Origin of the sequence: Variovorax sp. HW608 (assembly GCF_900090195.1) — a bacterium.
Lineage (GTDB): Bacteria > Pseudomonadota > Gammaproteobacteria > Burkholderiales > Burkholderiaceae_C > Variovorax.
The window spans coordinates 4,658,750-4,682,434 of the sequence record NZ_LT607803.1 but is presented as its reverse complement, the minus strand read 5'-3'; the positions used below and the strand labels follow the sequence as shown (position 1 = coordinate 4,682,434).

Here is a 23,685-nt window from a genome sequence, read left to right as displayed (position 1 = left end):
CCCGTCTGAGACAATCCGCAAGTGGACATCTCCAACACCATCCAGACCGTGCTCATCTACGCGCTGCCGGTGATCTTCGCGATCACCCTGCACGAGGCCGCGCACGGCTACGTCGCCCGCTATTTCGGCGACAACACGGCCTACGTGCTCGGCCGGGTGACGCTCAATCCGATGAAGCACATCGACCCGGTCGGCACCATCCTGATGCCGCTGCTGCTGTTCTTCGCCACCTCGGGCAGCTTTCTGTTCGGCTACGCCAAGCCCGTCCCGGTGAGCTTCGGCCGGCTGCGCCATCCCAAGCGCGACATGATCTGGGTCGCGCTGGCCGGGCCGGCCGCCAACTTCGTCCAGGCGATCCTCTGGGCGCTGTTCTACGTCGCGCTCGCCGGCTTCGGCATCAACGAGCCCTATTTCCTCAAGATGGCACAGGGGGGCGTGCTGGTGAACCTCGTGATGTGGGCGTTCAACCTCTTCCCGCTGCCGCCGCTCGACGGCGGCCGGGTCCTCGCGGGGCTGCTGCCGCGCGGCCGCGCGCAGGAATTCCTCGCGCGCATCGAGCCCTATGGGTTCTTCATCGTGATGGCCCTCGTCCTCGCCGGCGTCGTCAGTACTTATTGGCTACAGCCGCTGATGGCCATCGGCTACGAGGTCGTCAACCTGCTGCTCTCCCCCATCGTCGCCCTGATCCGCTGAGTCTTTTCACATGGCCTCGTCCAATCCCGACATCGTCCGCTTCCTCACCGGCATCACCACCAGCGGGACGCCGCATCTCGGCAACTACGTGGGCTCGGTGCGGCACTCGGTGCGCTTCAGCCGCCGCGCGGACGTGCAGAGCTTCTACTTCCTCGCGGACTACCACGCGCTCATCAAGGTCGACGACCCGGCGCGCATCCAGCGCTCGACCCTGGAGATCGCCGCCACCTGGCTGGCCTGCGGGCTCGACCCCGAGCGCGTGACCTTCTACCGGCAGTCCGACATCCCCGAGATTCCCGAACTCACCTGGTTCCTCACCTGCGTGGCGGGCAAGGGCCTGCTCAACCGCGCGCATGCCTACAAGGCGCAGGTGGACAAGAACGTCGCCAAGGGCGATGACCCCGACGCGGACGTCAGCGCGGGCCTCTTCATGTACCCCGTGCTCATGGCGGCCGACATCCTGATGTTCAATGCCCACAAGGTGCCGGTGGGCCGCGACCAGGTCCAGCACATCGAGATGGCGCGCGACATGGCGGCGAGCTTCAACCACCTCTACGGCGAGCACTTCCAGCTCCCCGAGGCCGAGATCGACGACGCGGTGGCGACGCTGCCCGGCCTCGACGGCCGCAAGATGAGCAAGAGCTACGACAACACGATCCCGCTCTTCACGCCGCGCGCCAATCTGCAGAAGCTCATCGCCGGCATCGTCACCGATTCACGCGCGCCTGGAGAGGCCAAGGACACGGAAGGCTCGGCGCTGTTCCAGATCTACCAGGCCTTTGCCGACAGCGAGGAGACCGAGACCCTGCGCCGGGCCTACGCCGACGGGATCGGCTGGGGCGATGCCAAGCAGATGCTCTTCGAGCGCATCGACCGCGAGATCGCACCGATGCGCCAGCATTACGACGAATTGATCAACGACCCGGCCCGGATCGAGAAGATCCTTCGCGCCGGCGCCGACAAGGCGCGCGCGCTGTCCAAGCCCTTCCTCGCCGAGCTTCGCCACGCGGTCGGCCTGCGCAATCTGGCGTCGAGCGCCAGGCCTGCGGCGCGCAAGGCGGCGAAGGCCCTACGCCCGAGCTTCAAGCAATACAGGGAAAGCGATGGCCTTTTCTACTTCAAGTTTCTCGACGCGACGGGCGCACAACTGGTACAAAGCCGGGGGTTCGCAACGCCGCAGGAAGCCGGCCGCGCCATCGCCATGCTGAAGCAGGAGCGCGGCGCCGCGCTGGCCCAGCTGGCCGCACAACTCGAGCCCATGGACGACGAGGGAACGAGTGCAGCGTCCTCCGCGCTGGAGGCGCTGGCGGCCGAGGCGGCCAGCGAGGGCTGATTTGAGTGAGAGCAACGCGCGGCGAGGGGCACGGCCCGGACCGCGCACACAGTGAGAAAACCATGAGTATCTACGTCATCGACGACCACCCCCTGATGCGCGACGCCATCGTGATGGTGCTGCGCCGGCTTCGCCCGGCCGAGACCATCGTCGAGCTCGAACGGCTCGACAAGCTCTCCGCAGCCGTCAAGCAGCACGGGGCGCCGGGGCTCTTCTGCCTCGACCTGAAGCTGCCGGACACCACCGGCGTTTCCGGCGTGGTCGCGGTGAAGCATGACTATCCGGACGTGCCCGTGGCGGTCTATTCGGCATCGCCTTCGGCCGACATGGAAGAGGCCTGCATCGAGGCCGGCGCGGACACCTACATCGAAAAATCCGCCAGCTCGGCCGAACTCACCGCCGCGCTGCGCGGCCTGCTGATGGCCGACACCGAGGCCGAGGAGCCGGTGACGGCGACCAGCAACAAGCTGTCGAAGCGCCAGACCCAGTTGATCGCCATGCTGGACCAGGGCATGAGCAACCGCGACATCGCCACCGAACTCGACATCAGCGAGCACACCGTCAAGGTGCACCTGTGGCGCCTGTTCCGCCGCCTGGGCGTGAAGAGCCGCACCCAGGCGCTGCACCACGCCCGCACCAACGGGCTCCTGCCCGGCTAGCCTACGGCGCCCGAGATCCGGGTCTGGGCCTGGCTCTCATCCGCGTCGTGCAACGCGACGCGGAAGACGCTGCCGCGGCCCAGGCGTGACCGCACGCTGACGGGGTGACCCAGCGCGTGCGACAGGCGCGCGACGATCGCGAGGCCGAGGCCGAAGCCGTCCGAGGTGCCGGCGTGGTCGGCCACCTTGTAGAACTCCAGGAACACATCACGCAGGTGTTCGCGGGCGATGCCGATGCCCGTGTCCCAGACTTCCACCCTCAGGCCGTCGCGCGTCTGCCTCGACGCGAGCAGGACGCCGCCCTCTGCCGTGTACTTGATCGCGTTGGCGAGCAGGTTGCCGATCATGCGGCGCACGCGGATCGGGTCGGTGAGCACCGTTCCCGGCGTCACGTGCATGCGGAAGGTCAGGCCCTTGGCCTCGGCGACCGGTCGGTATTGCAGCTCGAGATCGTGCAGCAGCTGGGCCACATCGACCCGCTCGATGTGCAGCCGCACCTGGCCCGAGTCGATCCGGGCCAGATCGAACAGCGAATCGAAGAGCGCATTCACCGCATGCGTGGCGCGCACGATCTTGGGCGCGATCTCGGCCACCAGTTCGGGCTCGTTGCGCAGCCAGTCCGCATAGAGCGACAGCGCCAGCACCGGCTGGCGCATGTCGTGCGCAGCGCTCGCGAGGAAGCGGTTCTTCATCGCCACCGCCGACACGGCCGCCTGGCGCTGCTGCGTCAGCGAGTTGATCAGGATGTGGTTGTGGAACAGCAGCTCGAAGCTGTTGCGCGCCGTCTCGTGGATGCGCCGGCCGGCGCGCAGCAGCAGCCACCAGTGCAGGCCCGGCAGCATCAGGAAGCCGTAGTGGAAATGCGGCTTCTCGAAATTGAGCTCGATCATCCTGAGCCCGATGGCCGCGAGCATCGTGAAGAACAGCGTGTTCACGTAGCGCTTGAGCAGCGGCGGATGCAGCGCGAGGCCGTTGAGCGGGAAGGTCGCGACCCCGGCGACGATGAGCCAGCTCATGAACTGGTTCACCAGCGGCGTGCGTTCGAAGAAGATCAGGATCGACAGGCCCCACGCGAAGGCGCTGGTGCTCCACAGAAAGCGATAGTGGTCGACGAAGTACTGCTGGGCGGCCGAATCGCGGTCGGCGTAGTGGCGGGCATAGATCTGCTCGCCCCAGATGCGGCAGCCGGTGGCCGCGATGCCGATCGCCAGCCAGACCATGAGCTGCCAGACGGGGACATGGCCCCAGCTGAGCCCGACCATCGCAGGCATCAGCGCCGCAGCCAGCAGGTACGAGCCGCGCGAGGCCCGCATCAGGCTGCGGATCAACTCGCCGCGAACCCACGGCTCGGCCTCGTCGGCGGACGCGGGCGCCGGCGTGAGGCTCGCGAAAGATGAATTGCCCAGACCTGCGAACGACGAATTTCCCATCATGGCATCACTGCCCCTCAGTCGGCCGCCGGTTCAAGAAAAAGGCCCCTCGCGAGGGGCCCTGCATGCGGCGCCGTGCGGCTCGCAAGATGATGATGAACGGAACTCGGCGGGATACATGCACACGCGACGGACCGCCACCGATCATCGGCCCGTCGCAGGCGCGATCTTAATTGCCTGCGGAAATGTCTAGCTCGAGTGATTCCCAATGCGTCGCGTGCACACAACGAGTTGATTGGAGCAGCGCAATGCCACGCGCGCGGCGACGCCCTGCCATGCCTGCGAAGCCACGGGGGCGATTCGCCCGCTCGCACTAGAACGGCGCGTCGGCCTCGTCCTCGCTGGTCACCGCATCGGGCTGCGCGGCGCCGGCGCCCGGCCCGCCCTTCGCGAGCAGCGCCAGGACCTGCTTGCGCAGCGCGGCGTTCTCGGCCGTCAGCCTGGCGTTCTCCGCACGCAGTTCGCCCACCTGGCGCCGCAGCGCGGCCGCGCCGTCATCGCCCTGCTGCGGCCCAGGCGTATCGGACCGCGCCGCCGCTTCGTCGTCCTTCTCGCGCGCCGGCGTACGCCGTGCATCGCGTACGCGCTTCGCGGCCTGCCTGAGTTCGTCCTTGCCGGCGGTCGCTGCGGCGACCTGTTCCTCGGCCGGCAGGCTCGCGACCGCGGCCGCCGCGTTGAGCGAGAGCGTTCCGGACTTCACGGCGGCCACGACCTCGGGCGCCGCGCTCTGCTGGATCTTCTCGATCATCACGACCTGATTGCTGCGCAGTCGCGCTGCGCGGGCCACGGCCTCGCGGGTCTGCAGGGACTCGCCAGCAGACGGCGCATCGACCTGAGGTGCATCGGCGGCGCCGTCTGCCGACGCCTCGCCGGCAGGCATCTGCGCCTCGCGCCGGGCCCGTCGCGCCGCCACGATCTCGCGCTTGCGCAGGGCCAGCACGCCGCGCTGGAAGTCGGAGATGCTTCGCCGCCCCAGGTGCTGGTCGATCATCCAGAGATGAACGTCCTCCATCGACTGGAAGCGCGTGTTCTGCACGGTCCGGAACGGCAGGTCGTGCTTGCGGCAGATCGCGTACCGGTTGTGGCCATCCACCAGCACCTTGCCCCACAGCACCAGGGCGTCGCGGCAGCCCTCGGCCAGCAGGCTGCGCTCCAGCGCTTCGAATTCCTCCGCCGTCAAGGGATCGATATAGGCCTTGAGTTCCTCGTTGACGACGACGTCCATGGGTGCGGTGCGATGCGGAAAAGATGCGGATAGGAAGCAAAAACGCCCCGGATGGGGCGTTTTGCGGCTGGCAGAAGTGTACAGCGCCGCCCTAGGCATCCTGATGCGGGTGAACAGGAAGTGCGTTCAACGGAATCCGCAGGTACGCGACGCCGTTGTCGTCGGCTGGCGGAAGCCGCCCGGCCCGCACGTTCACCTGGATCGACGGGAGGATGAGCGTCGGGACATCCAGGGTGGCGTCGCGGGCCGTGCGCATCGCCACGAATTCGGCCTCGCCGATGCCATCGCGCACATGGATGTTGCGAGCGCGCTGCTCTGCGACGCTCGTCTGCCATTGGGCTTGCCGCGATGCAGGCGGATAGTCGTGGCAGACGTACATCGTCGTCTCGGCAGGCAGGTCCAGCAGGCGCCGCATCGAGGCATAGAGCTGGCGCGCGTCGCCGCCGGGGAAGTCCGCCCGCGCGCTGCCCACGTCGGGCATGAAGAGCGTGTCGCCGACGAAGACCGCGTCATCGACCAGGTAGGCCATGTCCGCGGGGGTGTGACCCGGCACCAGCAGTGCCCTTGCCTCGGTGTCGCCGATCTTGAAGACCTCGCCGTCCTTGAAGAGGTGGTCGAACTGGCTGCCGTCCGGCAGGAAGCTGCGCTCGAGGTTGAAGAGCTTCTTGAAGGTCGACTGGACGACGCGAATGTTTTCGCCGATGGCGATGCGGCCCCCGGCCTGGGCCTGAACGTAGCGTGCGCCGGACAGGTGGTCGGCATGGGCATGGGTTTCCAGGATCCAGTCGACCTTCAGGCCCTGGTCCCTGACATGGGCCAGCAGCCGGTCGGCCGAGGCGGTGCTGGTGTGACCCGACTTGAAGTCGTAGTCCAGTACCGGGTCGATGATCGCGGCGCGCGCCGTCGCGTGGTCCCACACGACGTAGGAAATCGTCCACGTCGTGGGGTCGAAGAAGCCTTTGGTTGTCGTCGTGCGGTTCGTCATGAGGGACCTCGGTGAGTGCCAGTTTTAATCTATTGACTGATATTATGTTTTTATACATAATATGTCAATCGAAACCGATGCCCCCGTCCATGAAGCGCCCACTCGTCATCGCCCCCGAAGCCTTGCGCGCCGCCGCCGGCGGCGCGGTCGCCGCGCTCAAGGTGCTCGCCAACGAGGACCGTCTGCTGCTGCTGTGCCAGCTCTCGCAGGGCGAGATGTGCGTGAGCGAGCTCGAAGAAGCGCTGGACATTCACCAACCGACGCTGTCGCAGCAACTGGGCGTACTGCGGGGCGAGGGGGTGGTGAGCACGCGCCGCGAAGGCAAGAACATCTTCTACAGCGTGGCCGACCCATCGATGCTCGAAATCCTCGCGCTTCTCTACCAACTCTATTGCCCAAAGGAAGAATGATGTCCATCGACTGGAACCACTTCACGCCGCTCGCCGCCCTGGCCGGGGGGGTGCTCATCGGGATTGCCGCCGCGATGTTTGCGCTGCTCAACGGCCGCATCGCAGGCATCAGCGGGGTGCTCGGAGGCCTGCTCCGGCCCACCAGGGGCGACATGGCCTGGCGTATCGCCTTCGTCCTCGGCCTGGTCGGCGCGCCAGGGGTTTATGTGCTGTTCGCGGCGCTGCCCAAGCCGCAGATCGACGCCAGCTACGGCGCGCTGATCCTGGCCGGCCTGCTCGTGGGTATCGGCACGCGGTATGGCTCCGGCTGCACCAGCGGCCACGGGGTCTGTGGGCTGTCTCGCCTTTCGCCGCGTTCACTCGTGGCCACGGCCGCCTTCATGGGCGCCGGTTTCGTCACGGTGTTCGTGACGCGTCACCTTCTGGGTATCTGAGGAGTCCACCATGATCGTTCTTGCTTCGCTGCTCGCCGGCCTGGTCTTCGGCCTCGGCCTCATCGTCTCGGGCATGGCCAATCCGGCCAAGGTGCTCGGCTTCTTGGACCTGGCCGGCACCTGGGACCCGTCCCTGGCTTTCGTCATGGGCGGCGCCATCGCCGTCGGCGTGGTCGCCTTCGCCCTGGCCGACCGGCGCTCCGCATCCCTGCTCGGCGCTGAAATGCGCCTGCCCTCGGCGCGCCACATCGACCGCCGCCTGGTCGCGGGAAGCGTGCTGTTCGGCATCGGCTGGGGCATTGCGGGCATCTGCCCCGGGCCGGGCCTGGTTTCGCTCGGGATGGGCGAAGTCAAGGCGCTCGTCTTCGTGGCCGCGATGCTGGCGGGCATGGGCGTGTTCGAACTCTTCGAGCGCCGCAAGCGCCTGCCGGTGCCGCGCGCGGCCTGAGGTCTCACCGCGGCACGACGATCTCCTCAACGCATGTTGCCGGTATGGCCGAGCGCATGCCGGCCCGGAAGCGGCCACACCGCGAGGCCGTGAGGCTCGGTGCCGACCGGAACCTTGACGACCGCGCCGGTGGTCGTGTCGAAGTTGTAGACCACGTTGTCAAAGCGCCCGGACAGCCACAGGTGGCCGCCGTCCGCGCTCACATTGCCCATGTCCGGACTGCCGCCGCCGGGGATCGGCCAGGTCGCCACGACCTTGCGGGTCGCGAAGTCCAGCACCGAAACGCTGCCGGGGCCGCCCTTTTTGCCGTGGATCTTGTTGGAGCCGCGGTTCGCGATGTAGAGCTTGGTGCCGTCACGGCTCGGGTACAGGCCATGCGTGCCGACACCCGTGGGGACGAAGCCGATCTCGCGGAAGGAGTCGCCGTCGATGAGGAACACGCCGTCAGCCATCATGTCGGCCACGTAGAAGACCTTGCCATCGGGCGAGACGCGGATGTCCTGCGGCATCCCGCCCTTGGACAGCTTCAGGATGCCGAGCACCTTGTGCTCGACCATGTCGATCTTGGCCAGGTGGCCGCCGAACTCGCAGGTGAAGATGGCATAGCGGCCGTCGATCGCGAAGTCGGCATGGTTGATGCCGGAGCAATCGGGCACGGCCAGCGAGGACTCCAGCGCCATGGTGTGCGGATCGCGGAAGTCGAGACGCTGGTGCGCTTCGGCGACCACGATCGCCTGCTTGCCGTCGGGGGTGAAGTACATGTTGTAGGGGTCGTCCACCGCAATCGGCTTGCCGGACGGCTTGCCGGTCAGCGGGTCGACGGGGGTGAGGCTGCCCTTGGTCGTTCCTTCGGCATTGTTGGCGACCCACAGCGTCTTCAGGTCCCACGAGGGCACGACGTGTTGCGGGTTCGTGCCGACCTTGAAGCGGTCGACCACCTTGTTGGTTGCCGGGTCGATCACGTAGACATCGTTCGACTTCACGTTGGGCACGTAGACGCGCGACAGCGCACCCTGCACCGCAGGGCTGAGCTTGTCGGCCGTGGTCTCGCTGTAGAGATTGGCCGGATTGACGATCGGCGGCATGCCCGGCAATGCCGGCTCGATCGCTGCAGCGTGCAGGTGGACGGCCAGCAGGGTTGCGCCGGCGAGCGAAGCAAGGCGCAAGGAGGAGCGTGAAAGATGCATGTTGAAAGTGGGTAGTTGTCTGGATGTGACGCAGGTCTCAATGCCGCTCGGTGTCCTTGCGAATCGCAGCGACGGTGTCAGCGACGATGGCATCGATGCCGAGCTTGCCCAGCTCTGCCGTGGCGCGACGCGGATCGCCTCCGTAGACGCCATCGCTCGGGCCGCGCTTGGGGGCCTGGCGCAGGCGATCGAGCCGCACCATCTGCGGCGCGCTGGCCAGTTGCAGCGAGGTGTCCGCGAGAGCCGCATGGGTGCCGATCTCGTCGTCGCGATAGCCCCTGCTGCGCAGGATCCTGTCGAAACCGTCGGAGCTGCTCTCGTAGTAGGCCGGCGGCACGAAGGCCCTTGCGCCCGAATTGGCCCATGACTTGTTGAGCATCGCCACCACGCGCTGGATGCTCTTCTGGTATCCGCCGTGGTCGCCGAGGAACACGATGTCGCGAAACCCGTGCGCCTTGAAGCTGTTGGCCGCCGAGGCCAGCGTCTTCTCGAAGGCATCCTCGGGCACGGTGATCGTGCCGGGAAAGCGCATGTGCGATGTCGGCGGCGCGTAGCCGCCCTCGGGCACATAGGCCACGACCGGCGCGACGATCGCGTTGCCGAGCTCTTCCGCAATGCGCCGCGACAGATACAGGACGCGCGCGTTGTGCTTTCCGAGCGCCATGTCCGGCCCGCTCTGCTCGGTACCGCCGATGGGGATGAGGATGGTTGTCTTGCCGGCGCCGACCTGGTCGCGCAACTCGGTCCAGGTCAGGTCCTCGAGCAAGACGGTGTGCGGCTCGGCCTGTGCGAGCGCAAGCTGCGCGCCCAGCAGCATCGCCAACAGAAATGCGGCCCGGCGAAAGCCAAGGGGAAACTGCATGTGCGCCATAGCTCCTGATGCGATCGGAGACGGATTACAGCAGATGCGAAAAGGCCAAAACCTGACGCGCCTCAAAGATCCTGCGCCGCCGGCGCGAAGTGGCTCGAGGTGATCCGCGGCATCAAACGACCAGACGCAAAAAAGCCCCGGCTGGCGGGGCTTTGGCGGGCTTTTTGATTCACCGTGAAGTGATCCGGAAGCCATTCCTGGAGGAGAGGGAGGGATTCGAACCCTCGGTGGGCTATGAACCCACGCCTGATTTCGAGTCAGGTACATTAGACCACTCTGCCACCTCTCCGGTGTTGGTCGAGCCCGCGATTCTAGCAGAGCTTCGGCCGGTTTTTCTTCAGGGGCGCAAAACTTCGAGGCCGCCGAGGTACGGGCGAAGCGCCTGGGGCACCTTGATCGACCCGTCCTCGTTCTGGTGGTTTTCGAGCACCGCGACCAGCGTCCGCCCCACCGCCAGCCCCGAGCCGTTGAGCGTGTGGACCAGTTCGTTCTTGCCCTGTGCGTTCTTGAAGCGCGCCTGCAGCCGGCGCGCCTGGAAGGCCTCGCAGTTCGACACCGAGCTGATCTCGCGATAGGTGTCCTGCGCCGGCAGCCACACTTCGAGGTCGTAGGTCTTGCTCGATCCGAAGCCCATGTCGCCGGTGCAAAGCAGCACGACGCGATACGGCAGTTCGAGCGCCTGCAGCACTGCCTCGGCGTGACCCACCATGGCCTCGAGCGCTTCATAGCTCTTCTCGGGATGCGTGATCTGCACCATCTCGACCTTGTCGAACTGGTGCTGCCGGATCATGCCGCGCGTGTCGCGGCCCGCGCTGCCGGCTTCCGAACGGAAGCACGGCGTGTGCGCGGTCAGGCGGATCGGCAGCTGCGCCTCGGGCACCACCTCGTCGCGCACGAAGTTCGTGAGCGGCACTTCGCTGGTCGGGATGAGATAGAGCGCCTGCAGGTCGGGCGCAGGCTCGCCCTCCTGCCCGCCCTTCTTGGCGGCGAACAGGTCGCCTTCGAACTTGGGCAGCTGGCCGGTGCCGCGCAGCGTCTCGGCGTTGACGATGTAGGGCACGTAGCACTCGGTGTAGCCGTGCTGCTGCGTCTGCAGGTCGATCATGAATTGAGACAGCGCGCGATGCAGGCGCGCGATCGGCCCCTTCATCACGTTGAAGCGCGAGCCCGACAGCTTGGCGCCCGTTTCGAAGTCCAGCCCCAGCGGCGTGCCGAGGTCGACGTGGTCCCTGGCCGTGAATCCCAGCGGCTCGGCAGAGGCGCCCGCACCGCCCTTCGGGCTCCAGCGGCGGATTTCGACATTGGCCTGTTCATCCTCGCCGACCGGCACGCTGGCGTGCGGCAGATTGGGCACCGCGAGCAGCAGCGCGTGCAACTCGGGCTGGAGCGCATCGAGCCGGGTGGCCGACGATTCCTGCTCGGCCTTGAGCGCGTTGACTTCGGCCATCAGCGCATCGACCGACTCGCCCTTGGCCTTCAGCGGCCCGATCTGCTTGTTGAGCGCGTTGCGCCGCGCCTGCAATTCCTCGGTGCGGGTCTGCAGGGTCTTGCGTTCGGCCTCGAGCGAACTGAACCTGGCGACATCGAGGTAAGGCTGGTTCGTCTTGCGGGTTTCGAGGCGCGCAACGACCGAGGCGAGGTCCTTGCGTAACAGTGTGATATCGAGCATTGCGCGATTTTAGGTGCGCGTGCATCGTGAACCCCCGACACACCTCAAGGAGCCAACATGGAAGCCTATCTGACCTTCAACGGCAACGCGGCCGAGGCGCTGGCGTTCTACGCCAAGTGCCTGGGCGGCAAGATCGAATTCAGCATGACCTTCGCCGAGAGTCCCATGGGAGCGCAGACGCCCGACAGCCACAAGGACAAGATCATGCATGCCACGCTCACCGCGCGCGGCCAGAAGCTGATGGCGTCCGACGGGCCGCCCGACTTCAAGTTCGAGGGCTACAAGGGCTTCTCGCTGTCGGTGCAGGCCAAGGACGTGAAGGAAGGCGAACAGCTCTTCAATGCGCTGTCGGCCGGCGGCAAGGTCACGATGCCCTATGCGGCGACCTTCTGGTCGCCGGGCTTCGGCATGCTGGAAGACAAGTTCGGCGTGCCGTGGATGGTCAACGTCGAGCATCCGCCGGTCTGATCGACCGGCCCTTCAGCCCAGCGTGGCCGGGTCCACGTTGGCGCCGCAGACGATGAGGCAGACCTTCTCGCCGTCCTGCGGCGCATAGGCGCCGCTCTGCAATGCGGCCAGCGGCAGCGCGGCCGCGGGTTCGACGGCGAGCTTCAGCTCCTTCCACAGCCAGAGCTGCGCAGCGCGGATCGCTTCATCCGTGAGCAGCAGCGCTTCGGGCACGTGGCGCTGCGTGATGCCCCACGAAATGCTTCCGATGCGCCGCGCGCCGAGCGCATCGGCCGCGATGCCGCCGACTTCGACGTCCACCGGCTGACCGGCTTCGCGCGCCTTGAACAGGGTCGGCGCGCGTTCGGGCTCGAGTGCCACCACGCGGGCACGCGCCCCGAACCACGCGGCCAGGCCGCCGATGAGGCCGCCACCGCCGACGCTCACGAGCACTGAATCGGGCACGCCGCCCTGCCGTTCGATCTCGAGCCCCAGCGTGCCGGCGCCCGCGACCACTTCGGGCTGATCGTAGGCGTGGGTCAACAGGGCGCCGCTCGCCCTTTGCCGCTCGAGGCAGGCGGCAAGCGCATCGGCGTAGGCATCGCCACCGACCACCACCTGGGCGCCGAGCGCGCGCAGCCGTGAACGCTTAGCCTCGGACGAGACATCGGGCAGGAAGACTTCGCAGTGAACGCGAAGCGCCTGCGCGGCCGCAGCCGTCGCGATGCCGGCATTGCCGCCCGAGGCCACGATCACGCCGCTGGCCGGGATGTCGTTGGCGAGCAGCCGGTTCATCATGCCGCGCGCCTTGAAGCTGCCGCTGGTCTGCAGCTGTTCGAGCTTCAGCCAGACCCGGGCATTGCGCGCCGCGAGGCCCAGCGCGGCGCCCGGCAGCTTCCACAGCGGCGTCTCGCGCAGGAATCCGGGCGCGCGTTCGCGCGCACGCTTCGACGCCGCCTCGATGTCCCCGCGCCAGTCGACCGCGCCGCCCGTCACGAGATATGCCCCGGTGCAGGAACGTCTTCGAGCTTGAGCCCCTTGGGCAGCGGGAACTTGAGCGTTTCCTGGATGCCGTCCATCTTGCGCACCGACACGGCGCCGAGCGCCTTGATCCGGTCGACCACCTCGCGCACCAGCACCTCGGGCGCCGACGCGCCTGCGGTCAGGCCGACGCGGCTCTTGCCTTCGAACCACTCGGGCCTGAGCTCGGCGGCCGAATCGACCATGTAGCTCTCGGTGCCCAGGCGCTGCGCAAGTTCGCGCAGCCGGTTGCTGTTGGAACTGGTCGGGCTGCCGACCACGATCACCAGGTCGACCTGCGGGCTCAGGAGCTTCACCGCGTCCTGGCGGTTCTGCGTCGCATAGCAGATGTCCTGCTGCTTGGGCTCGCGCGCATTGGGGAAGCGCGCGCGCACGGCAGCGGAGATCTCGGCCGCGTCATCGACCGACAGCGTCGTCTGCGTGACGACCGCGAGCTTCTCGGTCTGCGAAGGCGCCACGCGCTGCACGTCTTCCACGTCCTCCACCAGATGGATGCCGCTGGAGAGCTGCCCCATCGTGCCCTCGACTTCCGGATGGCCCTTGTGGCCGATCATGATGAACTCGTAGCCTTCCTTGGCCAGCTTCGCCACCTCGACGTGGACCTTGGTCACCAGCGGACAGGTGGCATCGAAGATCTCGAAGCCGCGCTCGCGCGCCTCGGCCTGCACCGCCTTGCTGACGCCGTGCGCGCTGAACACCAGCGTCGCGCCCGGCGGCACTTCGGCGAGGTCCTCGATGAAGATCGCGCCCTTGGCCTTGAGCTCGCTGACCACATAGGTGTTGTGCACGATCTCGTGGCGCACGTAGATCGGGGCGCCGAACTTCGCGATGGCGCGCTCGACGATCTCGATCGCGCGATCCACGCCGGCGCAGAAGCCGCGCGGCTCGGCCAGGATGACTTCTTCGACCTGGCTCACAGCACGCCGATCAGCTTGACCTCGAAGGTCACCGGTTGACCTGCGAGCGGATGGTTGAAATCGAAGCGCACCGCGGTCTCGCTCGACTCGATCACCGCGCCGGCGTAGCTGCCGGCGCCGTCCGGCGTCGGGAACTGCACCACGTCGCCGACGGCGTATTGCTCGTCGGGGTCGCCCATCTGGGCGAGCAGCTTGCGCGCGACCCATTGCTGCATGTCGGGATTGCGCTCGCCGAAAGCCGCGCCGGCCGGCAGCTCGAAAGTGGCGTGCGTGCCCTCTTGCATGCCGATCAGCCGCTGCTCGACCGCGGGCGAAAGCTCGCCGTTGCCCAGCGACAGCGTGGCCGGCTTGTCGTTGAAGGTGTTGATGATGTCGCCCGCAGGACCGGCAAGCCGGTAGTGCAGCGTAAGGAATGAACCGGCGGTGACGACGGCGGGCTGAGTGGTCGTAGACAAGGTGGAAGGCCGCTATAGACTGAGGGGCGTATTTTAGGGAGAGGGGCCAGAACCCCGTAGAAACCATGTCATTCAAGGACCTGATCGCACCGTTGCGGCCGCGCGAGAAGCTCATGGATTTCGGCCCCGGCGCGCTGGCCGACGCGGAGCTCGTGGCCCTGCTGCTGCGCACCGGCATCCGCGGAAAGAACGTGCTGCAGCTCGCCCAGGAACTGCTGGATTCCTTCGGCGGCCTCTACGGCCTGCTGCACGCGCAGCTCGGCGACCTCAAGCGCATCAAGGGCCTGGGCGGCACCGCCAAGCGCGCCGAGCTCGCCGCCGTCCTCGAACTCGCACGCCGGGCCATGGCCGAGGGCCTCAAGGAAAGCCCGGTATTCGACTCGCCCGAGGCCGTGAAGCAGTACCTGCAGCTCCACCTGTCCGCCAAGCCGCACGAGGTGTTCGCGGCACTTTTCCTGGACGCGAGGCACCGCCTGATCGCCATGGAGGAGCTGTTCCGCGGCACCCTGACGCAGACCAGCGTCTACCCGCGGGAAGTGGTGGCACGTTCGCTGCACCATGGCGCCGCCGCGGTGGTGCTGGCCCACAACCACCCGAGCGGCTGCACGGAGCCTTCGCGCGCCGACGAGATCCTGACCCAGTCACTCAAGAGCGCCCTCGCGGTCGTGGATGTCCGCGTGCTCGACCACATGGTCGTCGGCCGCGGCCACACGCTGTCGATGGCTGAACGCGGTCTGATCTGAGCGGATCATCCGCGTCGAAGCCCGCCAGAGGGAACTGGTTTTGTCGATCCGCGACAATGGCCGCGGCTTCGCGAACGAATCGACCGCAGCTGCCGGCACCCTCGCCGGCATGGGCCTCCCGTGAGCAAGGCCGTCCGAGTCATTCCCCTGCCCCGCACGCATGTCCGCCAAACCCAGGAACCTCAAGAGCCTCGCCGACCTCCGGGACGTGCAGCGCTCGCTCGTCGAACAGCGCGAACGCGAAGCCGCCGAGGCGATCGCCCGCGCGGCGGCCGAGAAGAAGCGTGCGGCCGAGCAGGACCTCTTCGCGCGCGCCATCGGCGCCACCCAGCCTTTGCGGCGCAAGGCCGCGGTGCATCTCGCGCCCGAGCCGCCCGCGCCGATTCCGGTGCAGCAGCAGCTCGACGAGCAGCGCGTGCTGCGCGAATCGCTCTCCGACGAGTTCGACGTCACCACGCTCCTTGACGCCGACGACGCGATGAGCTTCCGCCGGCCCGGCATCAACACCGACGTGACACGCAAGCTGCGCGCGGGCGAGTGGTCCATCCAGCGCCAGATCGACCTGCACGGCATGCGCACCGACGAGGCGCGCGAGGCGCTCGGCGCCTTCATCCGCGATGCCTGCAAGCAGGGCCTGCGCTGCGTGCGCGTGGTGCACGGCAAGGGCCTCGGCTCACCGGGCCGGCAGCCGGTGCTCAAGGCCAAGGTGCAGCGCTGGCTGATCCAGAAGAACGAGACGCTGGCCTTCGTGCAGGCCAAGCCGGCCGAAGGCGGCGCCGGCGCGCTGGTGGTGCTGCTGGCGCCGTCGCGCCGGAACATGTAGCGCCGCCGGACTAACCGCTGCGGTTGCGCATCCAGTCGGCCGTCTGGAAGAACGAGTCGCGCAGCCGGTCGCGCAGCGCCTCGGGCACGCCGGTCTCGCCCATCGCCTGGTCCATGCAGGCCAGCCACTCGTCGCGCTCCTTGATCCCGATGCTGTGGCCGCCGATGCTCTGCGGCAGATGCCGCGCACGCAGCATCGGGTGGCCGAAGCGGTCGGTGTAGTGCTGCGGGCCGCCGAGCCAGCCGCAGAGGAACCAGAAGAGCCGCTGGCGGGCGTTGTCGAGCGACGTGCCGTGCACCGCGCGCAGCCGCGCGTAGGCGGGCTCGAGGTCCATCAGATCGTAGAAGCGCTCCACCAGCGCGTGCACCTTTTCCTCGCCGCCGATCCATTCGAAGGGGGTGTCGAAGGGCGGTTTATCCTGAATTTGCATGGGCTACATTGTCCCAAGGACTTGCGGCACCATGGCGGGATGCGCGATTTACCCCTTCCCTCTGCCGGCGCCCTGCCGGTCATCGACGTGTCGGGCCTCGCCAGCGGCGGCCCCGCCCAGGGCGAGGTGGCGGCGCGGATCGGCGCCGCGTGCCGCGCCCATGGCTTCTTCTACGTGGTCGGCCATGGCGTCGATCCGGCGCTCGTGAAGCGGCTCGAAGACCTGAGCCGCCGATTCTTCGCGCAGGACGAGGCGACCAAGATGCGCTGGCGCATGGCGCTGGGTGGCCGGGCCTGGCGCGGCTATTTCCCGCTTGCGGGCGAACTGACCTCGGGCCGCCCGGACTGGAAGGAAGGTCTCTACCTCGGCACCGAGCTGCCCGAAGACCATCCGCTGGTGCGCGCACGCACGCCGGTGCACGGGCCGAACCTGTTCCCGGCGATCGAGGGCTTGCGTGAGACGATCCTGGCGTACATGGACGCGGTCACGCAGCTCGGACACCGGCTCATGGAAGGCATCGCGCTCGGCCTCGGGCTGGCGCCCGACTACTTCGCGCGCCGCTACACGGCGGATCCGCTGATCCTGTTCCGCATCTTCAACTACCCGACGCAGCCGGTGCCGGAAGGCATGGACGTGCACTGGGGCGTGGGCGAGCACACCGACTACGGCCTGCTCACGATCCTGCACCAGGACGACGTCGGCGGCCTGCAGGTGCGCACGCCGGAGGGCTGGATCGAGGCGCCGCCCGTCGCCGGCTCCTTCGTCTGCAACATCGGCGACATGCTCGACCGCATGACCGGCGGCCTCTACAAGTCGACGCCGCACCGCGTGACGCGCAACACCTCGGGGCGCGACCGGCTGTCGTTCCCGCTCTTCTTCGATCCGAACTTCGAGGCGCGCGTGCAGCGCATCGAGGGACTGGCGGGCGCGAGTGCGCTCGACGACAGCGCCGCGCGCTGGGACCGCGCGAACGTGCATGCCTTCAATGGCAAGTACGGCGATTACCTGCTCGCGAAGGTGTCGAAGGTGTTCCCGCAGCTTCGCGACGAAGTGCTCCAGGACGCGCGGCCGAGCCGGTAGAGCTTGTGCGGGCGCAGCGGGTGCCCTTCGGGCAGCGCGGGGTGCTCGAAGACGCCATCGGCCGTCATGCGAAGCCGCTGCATGACGGCTTCCGAACGCAGGTTCGGCACGGCGGTGAACGAGACGAGCTCCGGCAGGCCGAGGCGCTCGAAGCCCACATGCAGTGCGCCGCGCGCGGCTTCCTGAGCATAGCCCTTGCCCCAGTGCGCCCGTGCGAGGCGCCAGCCGACCTCGACGCAAGGCGAGCACGGCAGGTCGGGCCTGGGAACACTCAGTCCGACGAAGCCCACGAAGGCACCGCTCTCGCGCTCCTGCACCGCCCAGAGGCCCCAGCCGCGCTCATCGATGCCCGCCGCGATGCGATCGACCAGCGCATCGCTTTCGGCGCGCGTAAGCGGCGCGGCGAAGAATTCCATCACGCGCGGATCGGCGTTCAGTGCCGCGAAAGCCTCGCGGTCGCTGTCACGCCATTGGCGCAGGCGCAGCCGTTCGGTGTCGAACTCGATGCACTGAGTCATTGCTCGGCGAGCTTCTATTCAGCCGCCTGCCGCAGGGTGGCGACCACCGGCCGGCGCAGCACTTCACGCAAGCCCCACCAGCCGGCAGCCAGCGCGAGCACCGCGCCCGAGAGCGAACCGGCGATCGGCACCAGCGGTGACGCGGTCCAGGTGAAATCGAACACGTAGCGCGCAAGCCCCCAGCCGATCACCGAGGCCACGATGCTGGCGAGGAAGCCCGCCATCAGCCCGACGCCGGCCAGCTCGGCGCGCTGCACCTGGCGCAGCAGGCTGCCGCGCGCACCGACCGCACGCATCACCGCGAACTCGCGCGCCCGCTCCTCGCGGGTGGCGGTGACCGAGGCGAACAGCACCACCAGCCCGGCGGCGAGCGTGAAGCCGAAGAGGAACTCCACGGCGCCGATCACCTGGTCCAGCACGCGCTGCACCTGCCCGATGGTGGCGCTCATGTCGACATTGGTGATGTTGGGATAGGTGCGCACGAGCGCGTTGTCGAAGCCCTTCACGTCCGGCGCACGGAACGCGCCCATGTAGGTCACGGGCACGTCGGCCAGCTCGGGCACCGTGTACATGACGAAGAAGTTGGCGTGCATCGAACCCCAGTCCACCTTGCGCAGCGAGGTGATGCGCGCATCGTTCTGCAGGCCCCCGATGTCGAAGCGCAGCACGTCGCCGAGCTTCAGGCCCAGCGTCTCGGCCAGGCCCTCCTCGACGCTGACTTCGCCCGCCGCACCCGGCTTCCAGGTCCCGGCGGTGACGATGTTGTGCGGCGGTGCCTCGGCGCTGTTGCTGAGGTTGAACTCGCGGTCGACCAGCCGCTTCGCGCGGTCGTCGGGGTAGTCGTCCGGCGAGACCGCGCGGCCATTGACCGAGACCAGCCGGCCGCGAATCATCGGATACCAGTCGAACTTGCGCACGCCGGCGTCGCGCAGCGTCTTCTGGAACACGTCGCTCTGGTCCGGCATCACGTTGATGACGAAGCGGTTCGGCGCGTCGGGCGGCGTGGCCTTGCGCCAACTCGACACCAGGTCGGTTCGCAGCAGCACGAGAAGGATCAGCGCCAAGAGACCGACCGCCAGCGCGCTGACCTGCACCACCGCATAGGCGGGCCGTGCCGAGATCTGCCGCGTGGCCAGTACCAGCCAGCGCGGCGCGGTCGTCTCGTTGACGCTGCGGCGCAGCACCAGCACCGCGAGCCAGCTCAGGAGCGCGAACACCGCCACCGCGCCCGCGAAACCGCCGACCGCGATCAGACCCAGCTTGAGGTCGCTGCTGGCCGCGACCAGCAAGGCCGCGAAGCCGGCGACGCCCAGCGCGAGCACCGCGATCGACGCCGGCTTCAGGTTGCCGACGTCGCGGCGGATGACGCGCAGCGGCGGCACGCGCGCCAGTTGCAGCACCGGCGGCAGGCCGAAGGCGAAGAGCAGCGTGAGGCCGACGCCCATCCCGAAGGCCACCGGCCAGAGGGTCGGCGCGGGCAGCGAGTTCTCGACCAGCCCGGCCAGCAGCACCACGAAGGCGTAGTGCACCCCGAATCCGATCGCGACGCCGAGCACGCTGGCGATCACGCCGACGACGGCGAACTCGAAGGCATAGGCGCCGGCGATGGTGCGCTGGCTCTGCCCGAGCACACGCAGCATCGCGCAGTCGTCGAGATGGCGCGCGGCGAAGCCACGCGCCGCCAGCGCCACCGCCACCGCCGACAGCAGCGCGGCCAGCAGTGCGACGAGGTTCAGGAATTTCTCGGCGCGGTCCAAGGTCTGGCGCATCTCGGGCCGTCCGCTTTCGAAGGATTCGAGCCGCGCACCGCGGATCTCGCCGCGCTTGAGCGTCTCGGCCGCCCAATCGCTGAATCGCGTCACCGCGGCGGGTTCGCCGGCCACCGCGAAACGGTAGCTCACGCGGCTCGCCGGCTGCACGAGGCCGGTGCGCGGCACGTCGGCCTGGTTGATCATCACGCGCGGCGCGAAGCTCATGAAGCCGGCGCCGCGGTCGGGCTCCAGCGTGATCACGCGCGCGATGCGCAGGCCCGCGTCGCCGAGCAGCAGCGTATCGCCGACCTTGAGGCCCAGCGCTTCGAGCAGCGAGCCGTCGACCCAGGCGTCGCCGGGCGCCGGTATGCCGCGCGTCGGCTGGCCCGGCGTCGTGGCGTCGCTGCTGACCAGCAGGCTGCCGCGCAGCGGATAGCCGGCAGTGACGGCCTTGAGCGCCACCAGCTTGGTCGCGCCGCCCTGCGCATCGCTCGCGCGCGCCATGGTCGGGAAGCCGTAGTTGGTGGTGGTCTTGAGCCCCAGCGCACGCGCACGGTCGATGAAGGCGGCAGGCGTCGGGTTGTCGCTGGCGAGCACCGCATCGCCACCGAGCAACTGGCGCGCGTCGCGCTGGAGACCGCCCTTGAGGCGGTCGGCGAAGAACCCCACGGCGGTCAGCGCCGCCACGGCGAGCAGCACGGCCACGATGAGAAGCCGGAGCTCGCCCGCGCGAAGGTCGCGCCAGAGCGTGCGCCAGCCGAGGCGGAGGGAAGCGTTCATGGACGAAACGATAGCCGAGCGGCCAACGGCCCGCCAAACTGAAGGATTTAGGCGCTCAAGCCGCCGCGGGCTGCCGCGCGCCGGCCAGTTCGGGCTGGAGTTCCAGCCGGTCGGCGCCCGCGAAGCAAAGGAAGCGCCGGTTGGTCGCGCGGCCGATGGCGCACAGGCCGACGCGGCTGGCGACCTCGTGGCCCATCTGGGTGATGCCGCTGCGCGAAACCACGACCGCGACGCCCATCTGCGCCGACTTGATGATCATCTCGCTCGTCAGCCGGCCGGTGGTGTAGAACACGCGCGCGCCGCCGAGCTCGTTCGCGGGCTGCATCGCGATCCAGCCGGCGATGGTGTCGATCGCGTTGTGGCGGCCCACGTCCTCCACGAAGCAGCGCATGCGCACGCCCGCGCCGCCTTCGTCGAGCGTGAAGAGCGCGCAGCCGTGCACCGACCCGGCCGACTTGTAGGTGCTCTCCTGGACGCGAATGGTGTTGACCAGCGCATAGAGCTGCGTCTGCGTGATGCGCGTGTCCGGCAGGCGCAGCCGCTCGATGCCGGCCATCAGCTCGCCGAAGACGCTGCCCTGCCCGCAGCCGGTGGTCACGACCTTCTTGGCGGTGCGCTCCTCGATGCGGTCGATGCCGCTGTGCGTACGCACCGCCGCGCCGCCGACCTCCCAGTCGACGGTGATCGACTCGACGTCCGAGGCCGATTCGATGAGCCGCTGGTTCAGCAGGTAGCCCAGCACGAGCAGCTCGGGTTCGGCGCCGAGCGTCATCAGCGTGACGAGCTCGCGCCGATCGACGTAGACCGTGAGATCCCGTTCGGCGGGGATGGAGACGGTGCCGCGTTCGCCGTGCTCATCGACGATTTCGACCTCGCGCGTGAGCGGCGCCCGGGCCCTCGTCAGGCGCGGGAGTGTCACTGCTTGGGCGCGGTGGGCGCCTCGGCCGAAGGCTTGGGCTCCTCGGGCGGCGCGAAAGCGAACGGGCCGGGGTCGGCACACGGCGGCGTCGGCGTCGGGGTGGGCACCGGCTTGCCGGCGGCGACGAGGCCGTCGCGCACATGGGCCACCACACGCTCCTGCGCCTGGCAGAGCTGGAAGGTGTCGACCTTGGCCGACCAGGCGGCCTTTTGCGCTGCCTCGGCGGCCTTGAGCTTGGCGTCGGGCGTGGCGGCAGGCCCGGGCAACTTGGCGAAAGCAGCCGGCGCGGCGACCAGGCCGGCGAGCAGGCCGCAGAGGATCAGCGACTTCTTCATGAGGGACTTCCTTCGACGCGGGCACCGGCGACCGGCGCATGGGCGGCAGCGCGGGCCTCGGCGCTGCGCTCGGCCGGGATCTTGCCAGCCGCGATGTCGTCGTACCAGAGCTCGTGATGCTCCTTGGCCCAGGTTTCATCGACGTAGCCCTCGCGCATCGCAGCGTACGCGCCACGCATGCCCAGCGTGCCGAGGTAGATGTGGCCCATGATCAGCGCGATCATGAGCAGCGTCGCGGTCGCATGGATCATGTGGGCGATCTGCATTTCGCCGCGGGTGTAGACGAAGCCCGGAAGCAGCTTGTCGAGGAACAGCCCGGATGCGATCACGAAGCTGCCGAGCAGCAGCACACCGCCCCAGAACACCACCTTCTCGCCGGCATTGAAGCGGTGCGAGCGCGGCTCCCTGCCGCCGAACAGGCCGCCGCCGCGGCGGACCCATTCCACGTCATACCTGTGCGGCAGGTTGTCTCGGAAGAAGGTCACGAGCATGAAGATGGTGGTCAGGACGAACAGCGGGCCGACGAAGTTGTGCACCGTCTTGAGCACGTAGGTCAGCCAGCCGAAAAGCGCGCCGCCCAGGATCGGCAGCAGGAAGAACTTGCCGAAGGCCATCACCAGGCCCGAGACCGCGAGCACGACGAAGGCGATCGCGTTCGACCAGTGCGTCGCGCGCTCGAAGGGCGTGAAGCGCTCGATCTTGCGGCCGGTCTCCCTCTCGTGCAGCTCGATCGTTCCGCGCGTGAAGTAGTAGATCGTCACCGCGAGCAGCGTCACGAAGAGCAGCGCGGCGCCGTAGGGAATGATCAGGTTGTTGCGCGTCTGGCGCCAGGCTTCCCCGGCGTTGGTGTAGTGCGAGCCGGGGTAGGTCACGAAGCGCTGGATCAGGTTGCCGGCCTCCGGCGCCTGCTCGACCGGCAGGCTGCTGAAGCCGGTGACGCCGCCGCTCACCTGCCGCCACATCGGCGCGTTGTTGCCGGGCTGGACACGCTGGCGCTCGCCGTTGGTTTGCTCGAGGTAGCCGGGATCCTGGCTCGCATCGGGCTTGAGCTCGAAGATGTTCTGGCTGCGGATGCCGCTGCCGGCCTGAGCCGGCGCGGCGGCGGGTGCGGCGGGCGCCGCTGCGGGCGCGGCGGTCGTGGCCGGCGCCTGCGTCTGCGCGCCGGCCAAACCGCAACCCAGTGCCGCGGCGATGACCAGCGCGTCAAGCAGGTGTCTCATACGGCCTCCGCTTCAGTTGATCCGCGTGTATTCGTTCTGGCTGAACTGCATGCGTGCCTTGAGATGCTGTTCCCAGGCGTTGCGGTCGCCGGGCTGCCAGCCGCTCGCCGTGAAGGCGGTGCCGGTGTTCGCTTGCGCACCGCTGCCGGTCCACGGCGGCGCGTCGAAGCGCACGCCGTGCTGGTTGGTCTGCGGCCTTTCGCCGCAGGCGCCGACCAGCAGCGCGGCGGCCAGGACAACGGCGGTCGAGAGTGCGCGCTTCACTTGGTGCCTCCGTTGGTCGGCGTGCCGGCCTGGCGCGAACCGTAGGCCGTGCCCCAGCCCCAGACTTCCGCGCCCTTGCCGCGCTGGACCACGCGCGTGCGGAAGATGTCCGCCACGACATCGCCATCGCCCGCGAGCAGGGCCTTGGTCGAGCACATTTCGGCGCAGGCGGGCAGCTTGCCTTCCGCGAGGCGGTTGCGCCCGTATTTCTCGAACTCGGCCTCAGAGCCGTTGGCTTCGGGGCCGCCGGCGCAGAAGGTGCACTTGTCCATCTTGCCGCGTGCGCCGAAGGTGCCTTGCGACGGGAACTGCGGCGCGCCGAACGGGCAGGCATAGGAACAATAGCCGCAGCCGATGCACACGTCCTTGTCGTGCAGCACCACGCCTTCCTCGGTGCGATAGAAGCACTGCACCGGGCACACCGCCATGCACGGCGCGTCCGAGCAATGCATGCAGGCGACGGAGATCGAGCGCTCGCCCGGCACGCCGTCATTGAGCGTGACCACGCGGCGGCGGTTCACGCCCCACGGCACTTCGTTCTCGTTCTTGCACGCGGTGACGCAGCCGTTGCATTCGATGCAGCGCTCGGAGTCGCAGATGAATTTCATTCTGGCCATG

General features: G+C 68.2%; 27 protein-coding genes and 1 tRNA gene. 10 read left to right on the top strand and 18 right to left on the bottom strand.

Annotated features, from left to right (window positions below; genetic code table 11):
- Nucleotides 1-21 precede the first annotated feature (21 nt).
- The 3 genes from VAR608DRAFT_RS22100 to VAR608DRAFT_RS22090 all read left to right on the top strand — a co-directional run bounded on the left by VAR608DRAFT_RS22100 (nucleotide 22) and on the right by VAR608DRAFT_RS22090 (nucleotide 2,685).
- Entirely contained in the window at nucleotides 22-693 is a 672-nt protein-coding gene (locus VAR608DRAFT_RS22100) for a site-2 protease family protein (protein WP_088956015.1), read from the top strand.
- A 10-nt stretch (nucleotides 694-703) separates the two neighbouring features.
- Nucleotides 704-2,026, top strand: coding sequence for a tryptophan--tRNA ligase (locus VAR608DRAFT_RS22095; RefSeq protein WP_088956014.1), 1,323 nt, complete (start codon nucleotides 704-706; stop codon nucleotides 2,024-2,026).
- Between the two features lie 62 nt (nucleotides 2,027-2,088).
- Nucleotides 2,089-2,685, top strand: a complete 597-nt coding sequence (locus VAR608DRAFT_RS22090; protein ID WP_088956013.1) for a response regulator transcription factor — start codon at nucleotides 2,089-2,091, stop codon at nucleotides 2,683-2,685.
- On the opposite strand, the gene shkS is transcribed toward VAR608DRAFT_RS22090, so the two are convergent.
- The 3 genes from shkS to VAR608DRAFT_RS22075 all read right to left on the bottom strand — a co-directional run bounded on the left by shkS (nucleotide 2,682) and on the right by VAR608DRAFT_RS22075 (nucleotide 6,325).
- Nucleotides 2,682-4,118 carry a surface-behavior sensor histidine kinase ShkS gene (gene shkS, locus VAR608DRAFT_RS22085; RefSeq protein WP_231972920.1) on the bottom strand — a complete coding sequence of 479 codons (1,437 nt, stop codon included), beginning with the start codon at nucleotides 4,116-4,118 and terminating at the stop codon, nucleotides 2,682-2,684. The genes VAR608DRAFT_RS22090 and shkS overlap by 4 nt on opposite strands.
- Nucleotides 4,119-4,428: 310 nt before the next feature.
- Entirely contained in the window at nucleotides 4,429-5,340 is a 912-nt protein-coding gene (locus VAR608DRAFT_RS22080; protein WP_231972919.1) for a plasmid replication/partition related protein, read from the bottom strand.
- 91 nt (nucleotides 5,341-5,431) lie between these two features.
- Nucleotides 5,432-6,325: an MBL fold metallo-hydrolase gene (locus VAR608DRAFT_RS22075; protein WP_088956012.1), complete on the bottom strand. Its 894-nt coding sequence runs from the start codon at nucleotides 6,323-6,325 to the stop codon at nucleotides 5,432-5,434.
- An 89-nt stretch (nucleotides 6,326-6,414) separates the two neighbouring features.
- On the opposite strand from VAR608DRAFT_RS22075, the gene VAR608DRAFT_RS22070 reads away from it, so the two are divergent.
- Genes VAR608DRAFT_RS22070 through VAR608DRAFT_RS22060 form a run of 3 tightly spaced genes read left to right on the top strand, consistent with a single transcriptional unit; the run spans nucleotide 6,415 to nucleotide 7,617 of the window.
- Nucleotides 6,415-6,735, top strand: a complete 321-nt coding sequence (locus VAR608DRAFT_RS22070; protein WP_088956011.1) for an ArsR/SmtB family transcription factor — start codon at nucleotides 6,415-6,417, stop codon at nucleotides 6,733-6,735.
- Nucleotides 6,735-7,169: a YeeE/YedE family protein gene (locus VAR608DRAFT_RS22065; RefSeq protein WP_088956010.1), complete on the top strand. Its 435-nt coding sequence runs from the start codon at nucleotides 6,735-6,737 to the stop codon at nucleotides 7,167-7,169. Before VAR608DRAFT_RS22070 ends, VAR608DRAFT_RS22065 begins: the two co-directional genes overlap by 1 nt.
- A gap of 10 nt (nucleotides 7,170-7,179) precedes the next feature.
- Entirely contained in the window at nucleotides 7,180-7,617 is a 438-nt protein-coding gene (locus tag VAR608DRAFT_RS22060) for a DUF6691 family protein (protein ID WP_088956009.1), read from the top strand.
- Nucleotides 7,618-7,643: 26 nt separating this feature from the next.
- Here the strand turns inward: VAR608DRAFT_RS22060 and VAR608DRAFT_RS22055 are convergent, their stop codons facing one another.
- The 4 genes from VAR608DRAFT_RS22055 to serS all read right to left on the bottom strand — a co-directional run bounded on the left by VAR608DRAFT_RS22055 (nucleotide 7,644) and on the right by serS (nucleotide 11,344).
- Complete coding sequence (locus VAR608DRAFT_RS22055) at nucleotides 7,644-8,804, bottom strand: YVTN family beta-propeller repeat protein (RefSeq protein WP_088956008.1); 1,161 nt, start codon at nucleotides 8,802-8,804, stop codon at nucleotides 7,644-7,646.
- A 37-nt stretch (nucleotides 8,805-8,841) separates the two neighbouring features.
- The gene (locus VAR608DRAFT_RS22050) at nucleotides 8,842-9,666 is read right to left on the bottom strand and encodes a creatininase family protein (RefSeq protein ID WP_088958906.1); all 825 of its coding nucleotides are present in this window, start codon (nucleotides 9,664-9,666) and stop codon (nucleotides 8,842-8,844) included.
- Nucleotides 9,667-9,873: 207 nt separating this feature from the next.
- A tRNA-Ser gene (locus VAR608DRAFT_RS22045) sits at nucleotides 9,874-9,964 on the bottom strand.
- Between the two features lie 48 nt (nucleotides 9,965-10,012).
- Nucleotides 10,013-11,344: a serine--tRNA ligase gene (gene serS, locus VAR608DRAFT_RS22040; protein WP_088956007.1), complete on the bottom strand. Its 1,332-nt coding sequence runs from the start codon at nucleotides 11,342-11,344 to the stop codon at nucleotides 10,013-10,015.
- Nucleotides 11,345-11,401: 57 nt separating this feature from the next.
- Between serS and VAR608DRAFT_RS22035 the strand changes: the two genes are divergently transcribed.
- Entirely contained in the window at nucleotides 11,402-11,812 is a 411-nt protein-coding gene (locus VAR608DRAFT_RS22035; protein ID WP_088956006.1) for a VOC family protein, read from the top strand.
- Between the two features lie 12 nt (nucleotides 11,813-11,824).
- Here the strand turns inward: VAR608DRAFT_RS22035 and VAR608DRAFT_RS22030 are convergent, their stop codons facing one another.
- Genes VAR608DRAFT_RS22030 through VAR608DRAFT_RS22020 form a run of 3 tightly spaced genes read right to left on the bottom strand, consistent with a single transcriptional unit; the run spans nucleotide 11,825 to nucleotide 14,204 of the window.
- Nucleotides 11,825-12,787: a threonine/serine dehydratase gene (locus VAR608DRAFT_RS22030; protein ID WP_088956005.1), complete on the bottom strand. Its 963-nt coding sequence runs from the start codon at nucleotides 12,785-12,787 to the stop codon at nucleotides 11,825-11,827.
- Entirely contained in the window at nucleotides 12,784-13,749 is a 966-nt protein-coding gene (gene ispH / locus VAR608DRAFT_RS22025) for a 4-hydroxy-3-methylbut-2-enyl diphosphate reductase (RefSeq protein ID WP_088956004.1), read from the bottom strand. The genes VAR608DRAFT_RS22030 and ispH overlap by 4 nt, the downstream gene beginning before the upstream one ends.
- Nucleotides 13,746-14,204 (bottom strand): FKBP-type peptidyl-prolyl cis-trans isomerase, encoded by a 459-nt coding sequence (locus VAR608DRAFT_RS22020; RefSeq protein ID WP_088956003.1) that lies wholly within the window; start codon nucleotides 14,202-14,204, stop codon nucleotides 13,746-13,748. Before VAR608DRAFT_RS22020 ends, ispH begins: the two co-directional genes overlap by 4 nt.
- Before the next feature lie 65 nt (nucleotides 14,205-14,269).
- On the opposite strand from VAR608DRAFT_RS22020, the gene radC reads away from it, so the two are divergent.
- Both radC and VAR608DRAFT_RS22010 read left to right on the top strand, forming a co-directional pair.
- Nucleotides 14,270-14,947, top strand: a complete 678-nt coding sequence (gene radC / locus VAR608DRAFT_RS22015) for a RadC family protein (RefSeq protein WP_088956002.1) — start codon at nucleotides 14,270-14,272, stop codon at nucleotides 14,945-14,947.
- Nucleotides 14,948-15,107: 160 nt separating this feature from the next.
- Nucleotides 15,108-15,770: a Smr/MutS family protein gene (locus VAR608DRAFT_RS22010; RefSeq protein ID WP_088956001.1), complete on the top strand. Its 663-nt coding sequence runs from the start codon at nucleotides 15,108-15,110 to the stop codon at nucleotides 15,768-15,770.
- A 10-nt stretch (nucleotides 15,771-15,780) separates the two neighbouring features.
- Here the strand turns inward: VAR608DRAFT_RS22010 and VAR608DRAFT_RS22005 are convergent, their stop codons facing one another.
- Nucleotides 15,781-16,200 (bottom strand): group II truncated hemoglobin, encoded by a 420-nt coding sequence (locus tag VAR608DRAFT_RS22005; protein WP_088956000.1) that lies wholly within the window; start codon nucleotides 16,198-16,200, stop codon nucleotides 15,781-15,783.
- Between the two features lie 39 nt (nucleotides 16,201-16,239).
- Between VAR608DRAFT_RS22005 and VAR608DRAFT_RS22000 the strand changes: the two genes are divergently transcribed.
- Nucleotides 16,240-17,280 (top strand): isopenicillin N synthase family dioxygenase, encoded by a 1,041-nt coding sequence (locus VAR608DRAFT_RS22000; RefSeq protein WP_088955999.1) that lies wholly within the window; start codon nucleotides 16,240-16,242, stop codon nucleotides 17,278-17,280.
- Here VAR608DRAFT_RS22000 and VAR608DRAFT_RS21995 read toward each other — a convergent pair.
- From VAR608DRAFT_RS21995 to fdh3B, 7 genes are read right to left on the bottom strand one after another with little or no spacing between them, the layout of a single operon-like run.
- Complete coding sequence (locus tag VAR608DRAFT_RS21995) at nucleotides 17,202-17,798, bottom strand: GNAT family N-acetyltransferase (RefSeq protein WP_088955998.1); 597 nt, start codon at nucleotides 17,796-17,798, stop codon at nucleotides 17,202-17,204. The genes VAR608DRAFT_RS22000 and VAR608DRAFT_RS21995 overlap by 79 nt on opposite strands.
- Before the next feature lie 14 nt (nucleotides 17,799-17,812).
- Nucleotides 17,813-20,329: an ABC transporter permease gene (locus VAR608DRAFT_RS21990; protein ID WP_088955997.1), complete on the bottom strand. Its 2,517-nt coding sequence runs from the start codon at nucleotides 20,327-20,329 to the stop codon at nucleotides 17,813-17,815.
- Between the two features lie 55 nt (nucleotides 20,330-20,384).
- A complete protein-coding gene (locus VAR608DRAFT_RS21985; RefSeq protein WP_088955996.1) occupies nucleotides 20,385-21,248 on the bottom strand; it encodes a formate dehydrogenase accessory sulfurtransferase FdhD in 864 nt (287 codons plus the stop codon).
- A complete protein-coding gene (locus VAR608DRAFT_RS21980; RefSeq protein WP_088955995.1) occupies nucleotides 21,245-21,583 on the bottom strand; it encodes a hypothetical protein in 339 nt (112 codons plus the stop codon). The genes VAR608DRAFT_RS21985 and VAR608DRAFT_RS21980 overlap by 4 nt, the downstream gene beginning before the upstream one ends.
- The gene (locus tag VAR608DRAFT_RS21975) at nucleotides 21,580-22,803 is read right to left on the bottom strand and encodes a formate dehydrogenase subunit gamma (protein WP_088955994.1); all 1,224 of its coding nucleotides are present in this window, start codon (nucleotides 22,801-22,803) and stop codon (nucleotides 21,580-21,582) included. Before VAR608DRAFT_RS21975 ends, VAR608DRAFT_RS21980 begins: the two co-directional genes overlap by 4 nt.
- 12 nt (nucleotides 22,804-22,815) lie before the next feature.
- A complete protein-coding gene (locus tag VAR608DRAFT_RS21970; protein WP_088955993.1) occupies nucleotides 22,816-23,067 on the bottom strand; it encodes a hypothetical protein in 252 nt (83 codons plus the stop codon).
- Nucleotides 23,064-23,684 carry a formate dehydrogenase FDH3 subunit beta gene (gene fdh3B, locus VAR608DRAFT_RS21965; protein WP_088955992.1) on the bottom strand — a complete coding sequence of 207 codons (621 nt, stop codon included), beginning with the start codon at nucleotides 23,682-23,684 and terminating at the stop codon, nucleotides 23,064-23,066. The genes VAR608DRAFT_RS21970 and fdh3B overlap by 4 nt, the downstream gene beginning before the upstream one ends.
- Between the last annotated feature and the right edge of the window lies 1 nt (nucleotide 23,685).